Below are 1426 nucleotides of genomic sequence, written 5' to 3' on the forward strand. Positions count from 1 at the left end.
TAGTTGAGGAAAGTGACGACTTTGATTTAGACGACATAGATAGTTTAATTGATGAAGCAGCAGTTGATACTGCAGATGATTCATTAGTTGAGGAAAGTGACGACTTTGATTTAGACGACATAGATAGCTTAATTGATGAGGCAGCGGTTGATACAGCAAATGATTCATTAGTTGAGGAAAGTGACGACTTTGATTTAGACGACATAGATAGCTTAATTGATGAGGCCGCAGCTGATACTGCAGATGACTTGTTAGTTGAGGAAAGTGACGACTTTGATTTAGACGATATAGATAGCTTAATTGATGAGGCCGCGGTTGATACTGCAAATGATTTATTAGTTGAGGAAAGTGACGACTTTGATTTAGACAATATAGATAACCTAATTGACGATGAACTAAAAAATTCAGATGTAAGAGATTCAGAAATTGATAATGCATTGGCAGACTCAGTTGAGGATTTAGCAGATGCTCAAGAAGAATTAAATGTTGATAATATTGAGTCGCTTGCTTCATCATTAAATGAAGAGCCCGAGCTTGCAGAAGAGCCTGAGCTTAACGATGAGCCAGAGCTTGTAGAAGAACCTGAACTTAACGATGAGCCTGAGCTTGAAGAAAAGCTTGAGCTTGAAGAAGAACCAGAGCTTGTAGAAGAACCAGAGCTTGTAGATGAACCAGAGCTTATAGAAGAACCAGAACTTATAGAAGAGCCAGAGCTTATAGAAGAACCAGAGCTTGTAGAAGAACCAGATCTTGAAGAAGAGCCTGAGCTTTTAGAAGAACCAGAGCTTGAAGAAGAGCCTGAACTTTTAGAAGAGCCTGAGCTTATAGATATTACCGTAGATGATTTTTCAGACACATCAGAGTCGCTTCTTGATCCTGAAGATGCACTTGAAGAATATACAGATGATACTTTAAAGAGCGTTGATGAGCTTTTAAATGAGCTACAGCAAACTACAGATGATGACTATTTAGAAACACCTGATTGGTCTTTAGACGAGCTTGATGATGACCTTGAAGAAATAGAAGTAGACCTTGGTGACGATCCGCTAGCGGGCGACGATGATTCAGATCTTACTGAAATTGAAGAGCAGCTTGATAGCGAGCTTGTAACGCCAAGTGAAGAGTTGGATGAATATCCTGAACTCGAATTAGACGACGCTCAACCATTATTAGAGAGTGAGCCCTCGTTTGAGTCGCAAGAACCCAAAGAAGAAGCATTAGATGATGAAAATGCAGTAGCACTTAGTCAAACAGAGAAAGATCTCGTAAATGCGCTTATGGCAGATGGTGATTTAGATAGTTTAGAAGATGATTTCGATGATGAACTATTAATTGATAATGACTTCTCTGAATTAGAAACTGAGATTGAAGATGAGTCACTTGATGATGAATTACGTCAAAAAATTAATGATGAGGTTGATTCTGT

At 38.7% G+C, this 1426-nt stretch carries 1 pseudogene; it reads left to right on the forward strand.

The features are described 5' to 3' along the window. A pseudogene (locus H4J63_RS19690) lies at nucleotides 1-1426 on the forward strand (hypothetical protein); the annotation flags it as partial.

Origin of the sequence: Pseudoalteromonas sp. 5Ae-yellow (assembly GCF_014077565.1) — a bacterium.
Taxonomy (GTDB): Bacteria; Pseudomonadota; Gammaproteobacteria; order Enterobacterales; family Alteromonadaceae; genus Pseudoalteromonas.